Source organism: Pedobacter sp. 01T416_2 (genome assembly GCF_056398925.1).
Genome location: NZ_JBFTQI010000271.1, coordinates 1 through 7,051, shown reverse-complemented (window position 1 = coordinate 7,051; position 7,051 = coordinate 1). Strand labels below are relative to the sequence as shown.

The window sequence follows — 7,051 nt, the reverse complement described above, 5'->3', positions numbered from 1 at the left end:
GTATAGGGGGCAGCTTGATTTTAACCGGGCATGGGCTTCGCACCGGTTGGATGCTTTGATAGGGCTGGAGTGGAGGAAGGCGCAATCAACAGGGGTATCGGGCAGGATGTATGGTTTGGATACCGACAAGCTCAACACAGGGCAGGTTGATTATACCCGCACTTTTCCCAACTCGGTTACTGGAAGTCTGGCTTACATTCCAGATGGTAACGGGCTGAGCCAGGTGGCCAATAATTACTTTTCGCAGTTTGTGAATATGGCCTACACCTTTAAAGATACCTATACGCTCTCGGCAAGTGCAAGGGCCGATGCCTCTAACCTTTTTGGTGTCGCGACAAACGATAAATGGAAACCGCTATGGTCGGTAGGCCTGGCCTGGGATATTTCAAGGATGCCTTTTTTTAAATTGGGTTTTGTAGACCAGCTGAAAGTAAGGTACACCCTGGGTTTCAGTGGCAATGCCGATCCATCCATGAGCGGGGTAAATACCATCCGTTACCAGGTTAATTCACCTTATACACAATCGCCATATGCCATTTTCGATAAATATGCCAATCCCGATCTGAGGTGGGAGTCGGTGAGGATGATGAATGTGGGTCTGGATTTCAGTTTGCTCAAATCCAGGCTTTCGGGCAGTGTGGAGTATTACAGGAAACATGCTTCTGATCTGTTCGGGGTGTACCCGATTGATTATACCACCGGGGTAGGAACCACGGTATTACGCAATGTTGCCGAAATAAAAGGGAACGGTTTCGACCTGCAACTGAATGCAAGAATCCTTCAGGACAGCTTTAGCTGGGGCACCACGCTTAATCTTTCGGTGTACAGGGATAAAGTAGCGAAGTATTACCTGCCATCGGTACAGGGGAGCAATTTTGTGCAGTCTAATGCCACGGTATCGGGTGTAGAGGGCTTGCCGGTATACTCCATTTTCTCTTACCGCTGGGCGGGCCTTGATGGGGCAACCGGCGAACCGATGGGCTTTTTGAACGGCCAGCCGAGCAAGGCATACAGCAGTATCATCAGCAGTACAAAACTTCCTGACCTGGTATTTCACGGGTCTGCGCTGCCCCGTTATTTCGGTAATATGGTAAACGACTTTGGGTTTAAGGGCTTTACCCTTTCGGTAGCGCTCAGCTTTAAGTTTGATTATTACTTCAGGCGCAAGGGTATTGATTATACCAGCCTGTTTGCCAGCGGTAGTGGGCATGCCGATTTTAGTAACCGTTGGAAAGCCCCGGGCGATGAGGCTTTTACCCAGGTACCGTCAATGCCCTATCCGGTTTCCAGCAGCAGGGAATCGTTCTACCGCTCTGCTGAAGTACTGATTGATAGGGGCGACCATATCCGCATTCAGTACATCAACCTTGATTATGCATTTGAAAAGTCCCTTGCAAAAAAGATCGGTTTAAAAACATTAAACGTATTTGCCAACCTGGCTAACGCCGGTATAATTTACAGGGCGAACAAACATCACCTCGACCCTGAATATGTAACCAGTGGCTTTAACTTACCCCCGGGGCAAACTTTGGCTTTCGGCTTAAGGGCGGGCCTTTAAAATTTATGATGATGAAAAAGAGAAACCATTTTGGATATTGGCTATTGCTGGCTGTTTTTGCTACTGGAGTTTTAGGTTGCCAGCAGCTTTTGGATGAAAAACCCGATCAGCGGCTCGTGATACCCTCAACCCTGGGCGATTTCCAGGCGCTGATGGATAATTTCGGGGTGCTGACTGCTAACGATCTGATCTCGGCGGAAATATCGGCTGATGATTATTACCTTACCGATGCCGACCTTGCGGCCCTGCCCAGTGAATATGAGCGCAGGATGTACAGCTGGCAAAAAGATAATCTTTTTGAACCCGGAAGCAACGAGTGGGCCTATCTTTACAAAGCCGTTTATTCCTGTAATGCAGTATTGGAGGGAATGGAAGCCTCAACGATTGAAAGGGACACCAGATTCAACAATGTAAAAGGACAGGCACTGGTATACCGCGCCAAATGCTTTTTGCAGGGACTCGGCGTCTGGGCAAAGGCTTACCAGGTATCTTCACCAGCAGACCTCGGTATTCCGCTGCGCCCCAGTGCTGATTTTAATACGCCTTCTACCAGGGCTACCGTTCAGGAAGGTTACCAAAAAGTACTAAGTGATTTAAAAGCTGCGGTACCGCTTTTGCCGGACAAAGCATTAAGTGCCACCAGGCCATCAAAAGCCAGTGCCTATGGGCTTTTGGCGCGTACCTTCTTATACATGGGCAATTACCAGGATGCTGAAAGTTATGCCGATTCATGCCTTCGGATCAATGGTGCGCTTCTGGATTATAATAAACTCAATGTTGCAGACCGCTATCCGGTGGCGCTTTTTAATCCTGAAGTGGTTTTTAACACATTTGTTCCGCCTTCAACAATTGTAACCAGCACCAGGGCGAAGATTGTTCCCGAGCTTTTACAGGCCTACCAGGCTGATGATTTGAGAAAGCAGGTATTTTATCTGCAGAGTGGGGGCGCTTATTATTTTAAAGGCACCTATTTCCAGCCCGCACTTTTTTTCGGTCTGGCTACTGATGAAATGTACCTCACCCTTGCCGAGTGCCAGGTAAGGAACGGAAAAACAGACCTTGGCATACAGACCTTGAACAAGCTTTTGGTGGCCAGGTTTAAAACCGGAACATTTGTGCCCCTGGTGACGGGTGATAAAGCCACTGCATTGGATATGGTGTTGATCGAACGAAGGAAAGAGCTGGTAATGAGGGGGATGAGGTGGATGGATGTTAAACGTTTAAATGCTGAGGGTCGGGGGATTGTGCTGAAGCGCAGCATAGGCGGGACTGACTACACCTTAACGCCAAACGATAAACGGTATGCGCTGCCGCTGCCTGAAGATATCATTGCACTAACGGGTATGCTCCAGAATGAGCGGTAAAACAAAGGGCCTGGTCAAACTAACCAGGCCCTTGATCACTTACAGTGCGCGTTTGGCCGGAGCACCATCCCTTACATCGGCTGCATTGCTGCCATAGGTATCAAAGATGTACTCAGTCAGCTTCTCCTGCGTATCAACCGTTTCGGGTGTAATCAGGTAACAAGGTGCAGCATTGCCCGAATTACAACTGGTAGGCGGGCTTAGTGTAGTTGAATATTCGTGGCCGTTTGTCGCATCGGATAACTGGTCGCCAACAAAATTCCATTGGATGTCGGTTTTGGCTGATTTAAATGCACTGGTGGTAATGGTTAGGCCGAACCCCAATACGAGGGCTACAAGGCCAAGGTTTAATTTTTTTAACATGGTATATAGTTTTAAATAATCTCCCTTTAGGGAGGATAAATGAAGTCGATCTGGTATGGTGGTCTCGCGATCGGTTGATTTTTCTGTATGGGATGGGACCAGTATCCGGTTATGCTGGCTACTCGTTGTCACGAACCTCCCGCTTTAGGTGAATAGTTAAGCTAGTTATCGTTAATGCGGTGAATACAAGGTTAAAAATGAGATGCGATTTCCAGCCGAGCCATTTTAGTACACCGCCACAGCTACAAGGTGCCTTGCTGAAATAGTCGGCCAACACCAGTGCGATGTAGGCGGTGAAGGCAAGCAGAAGTACGGATGAAAACAGCAGACCAACTATTACGGTCCTTTTGAAACATAACAGGAGTGCAGTAATAATTTCTGCAGGGATCAAAAAATACAATAGGAAATCTGCCAGCCAGCTGGGAAAAGACTGGTTATGGAGCTGCTGGTCAAATGCTGAAAAAGTAAAGAGTTTACTGAATGCGGCGTATACAAATAATAGTACGAGCAGTGGTGGAACGGATGATTTTAAAATTGCCTTCATGGTAAAAGAATTATGAAACAAATTAAAGGCGAATAGAAAAGCCAAAACAGTATGAGATGGGTATTATACCCTTTTAAGCGACGAAGAGATGAAAGAAAGTAAGTCAATGCTATACCGGTTTTTACCGCAGTTATTTTTACGGGCACCGTACTATAGCTTTACCGGCTATGATCTCTCGCGGTTGCCGGAAGTGTTGCGGGAACAGGCTTTTCGCAATGCAGTTTTTTTGGCAAGCGCCGGGTTTTATGCGTTACTTGAAAAAAAGGAACTTGATTTCGATAAATTATCAGATAAGGAAAAACATACCCTTTATAAGTATTATAACCGGATGTGCTTCAGACCAACTCCTTTTGGAAGCTTCTCCTCCTTCACTTTACTCCAATGGGGAAGCGGTGGTCAGATCAGGCTTGCCGGAAGCGATGAGTCGGTTCTTCATTTATTGCCTGATCAGGAATTTTTAAGGAAACTAAAGAACAGGGCGGAGGCTGATCAGTCTGACGGATTAATGGTCAACCCTGCGCTGTACCGGTTTAATGATATTTTCCGCTACACGAAATCATCTTTGGATGATAAGGGGCGGTTTAGCTTTTCTCTGGAAGGGATTGCAGCCGTAAAATTTAATGTACAACTGTTTTCATTTTTATCTTCGAAAAAGGTGTCAAGAGATGTGGTCCTGGGCTGGATTATGCAGCATAGTGAGTGTTCAGAAACAGAAGCGGAAGAATACATCGGGTTTCTGCTGGATGCTGGGGCGGTTTTCAATGGTTCTCAGGGCAAAGTAATCAGTAACGAGATCATTGAGAACTTCTTTGGCTTACCTGGCTGGAATGGGTTCTGGAAAAATTACACGATGATTCCTTTATTGGGTGAAGTAGCCCTGTCGGCTTTGGCAGGGGAAATTAGGGAAATTGCAAAGGAAATAAAGCCTTTTGGACAGCCATTTTATGCTGCTCTTGAAAGGCCAAACAAAACTGGAGGACCAGATAGCGCTGAACAGGAAGAACTGTCCAAAGCGGTCCATGTACTGCAGTTATTGGCACATGCTGAGCAGCCTGCTGATCTGTCGCGTTTTATCCGTGATTTCCGTGCCCGCTTTGATCAGGAAAGGGTGCCTTTGTTGCTGGCCTTAGATCCCGACGGGGGACTGCATTATGGTGAGATGGAGCCATCCATGCCTGACCAGGATATCCTGGAGAATATTCCTTTCCCTGAACCGGAAGAAGAAAACAGGACCCTTGGCTGGCATGCCAACCAGCAGTTTATCTTCAAACTCTGGATTGGGGACACCCTTCGTGATCCCTGGTCGCCCCTTCAGGTTAGTGAAGATGATGTGATTAAACTGGAAGATCATAAAAAGGCAGTATTGCCTTTGCCCCAGACGCAGGCGCTCATGTACCGCTCGACGGGAGAGCACCTGATCATCGAAAGTTCGGCCGGGGTAACTGCTGTTTCGCTGATCGGAAGGTTTTCCTGCTTTAGTGATCCGGTACACCAGTTTTGCCGCGAACTTGCCGCAAAGGAGACTACCGCAAATCCAGAAGTTGTCTTTGCCGACATTGCCCAGCAGTCTGATAGCCACGTGGATAACATCAATCGTCGCAAACCCATTTATTCACACGAGATACCCCTGAATGTATTTCCTTCTCAGCCGGATGAAAAACTGGTACTGCCAGGCGAACTTATGCTTTCTGTTAAAGGCAGTGAATTGATATTAGAGTCGTCTAGGTTGAAGAAAAGAGTAATTCCCCGTCTGGCGACAGCCTATAACTTTCGAAATAACCATTCGCCCGTTTTCCGGCTGTTGTGTGACCTGCAATTTCAGGGTGTACAGGCAGGACTTTCATTTAGCCTGGAAAACTTTTTTCCGGGCCTGACTTTTTATCCTCGGGTCTGCTACGGTAAGGTGATCCTCTGTCTGGCGAAATGGAATTTTAAGGAATCAGAAATAGCGCCTTTAACTGCAGGAGATAAGGCTGATCCATTTAAAACCCTGGATGGTTTCCGCAGAAAGCACCACCTGCCCCGGCATATCACCATAGGCGCAACAGACCAGCAGTTGGTTTTTGATCTGGCCAATTCCACCGAGGCAAGGTTTTTTCTGCAGTGCATTGACGGTTTAAAGCGGATAACCATTCAGGAATATCTATTGCCAGACCGTTCCGTTCTGTCCGGTAAAAAGCCGCTTGCGGGGCAAATGATTGCTTTTCTTACCCACGGGAATAATATTTACAAACCTTCAAAAAAGGAAAGTACCACTGTTTATGGCGAAAAGCAACGCGACTTTTTGATGGGCAGCAACTGGCTTTACCTTAAAATTTTCTGCATTCCACGTGCTTCGGATGAAATCCTTATTAAGGTGATTTTTCCGTTCATCAAAGGACAGAAGAAGCGGATCAAAAACTGGTTTTTTATCCGCTACAGCGATAAAGGTTATCACCTGCGCCTGCGCATACAGGCGGAAGAAGATGACCTTGGCGCGATACTCGTAGCCTTGCGTAAAAAAATTGAATCATCCGGACATGATAAACTTTTGCGGGATTTCCAGGGAGATACCTACCGGAGAGAACTCGAACGCTATGGGTCCGATCTCATTTCACATGTTGAGGAACTTTTTTGCACTGGAAGTAATCTTGTTGCTTTTGTGTTAACTTTAAGGGGGAACGGTACCCTTGAACTTAGCGAGTTTGAATTGGCTATACTTACTGCCTGTCGCATGATCGGCTGCTTTTTTACTTCTCTGATTGATTCCCTGGATTACCTTGGTAAGGTGACGGATCAGTTTATGGCGGAGTTCAGGGCAGATAAAACGCTTAGAGTCGCAATGGATGAGAAATACCGGGAGAAGAAATTAGTGATAGCGGACTTGCTGGAAAGTAAAGCATTATCGAAGCACCTTTCGCCACTGCTAAAGCAGATGGCTGTTTTAGACGGGCTTACCAGCAGCTATTCAAATGATAAAAGACTGGAGCTTTTGGCCGACCTGGTGCATATGCAACTGAACCGGACGTTCTCCGTTAGACAAAGGCAACAGGAGCTGCTCGTCTACTATTGCCTGCAAAAATATGCCGGCTCACGTTTGGCCCGCGAAAGGACTTCAGTCTAGTGATCACTTTTGTCTCTTTTACTGACGAGTAGAGCCGGCTGGATTTTTTCCCGGAACGCGGTACGGTAAGTCCCTCCAATCGGAATACTCACCTCTCCGCTTAGTCTTACCGTCTTACC

The 7,051-nt window shown here is 46.9% G+C and carries 5 protein-coding genes; 3 read left to right on the top strand and 2 right to left on the bottom strand.

Annotated features, from left to right (window positions below; genetic code table 11):
- The coding region (locus AC1DPQ_RS13025; RefSeq protein WP_477609640.1) for a TonB-dependent receptor domain-containing protein at positions 1–1,558 on the top strand (1,558 nt) is incomplete at its 5' end.
- 11 nt (positions 1,559–1,569) lie between these two features.
- A complete protein-coding gene (locus AC1DPQ_RS13020) occupies positions 1,570–2,922 on the top strand; it encodes a RagB/SusD family nutrient uptake outer membrane protein (RefSeq protein WP_477582895.1) in 1,353 nt (450 codons plus the stop codon).
- Positions 2,923–2,961: 39 nt separating this feature from the next.
- Here AC1DPQ_RS13020 and AC1DPQ_RS13015 read toward each other — a convergent pair whose 3' ends face one another.
- Both AC1DPQ_RS13015 and AC1DPQ_RS13010 read right to left on the bottom strand, forming a co-directional pair.
- Positions 2,962–3,285, bottom strand: coding sequence for a hypothetical protein (locus tag AC1DPQ_RS13015; protein WP_477582893.1), 324 nt, complete (start codon positions 3,283–3,285; stop codon positions 2,962–2,964).
- Between the two features lie 118 nt (positions 3,286–3,403).
- Positions 3,404–3,829: a MauE/DoxX family redox-associated membrane protein gene (locus AC1DPQ_RS13010; RefSeq protein ID WP_477582891.1), complete on the bottom strand. Its 426-nt coding sequence runs from the start codon at positions 3,827–3,829 to the stop codon at positions 3,404–3,406.
- An 88-nt stretch (positions 3,830–3,917) separates the two neighbouring features.
- On the opposite strand from AC1DPQ_RS13010, the gene AC1DPQ_RS13005 reads away from it, so the two are divergent.
- Positions 3,918–6,932 (top strand): lantibiotic dehydratase, encoded by a 3,015-nt coding sequence (locus tag AC1DPQ_RS13005; RefSeq protein WP_477609638.1) that lies wholly within the window; start codon positions 3,918–3,920, stop codon positions 6,930–6,932.
- Positions 6,933–7,051: the final 119 nt, after the last annotated feature.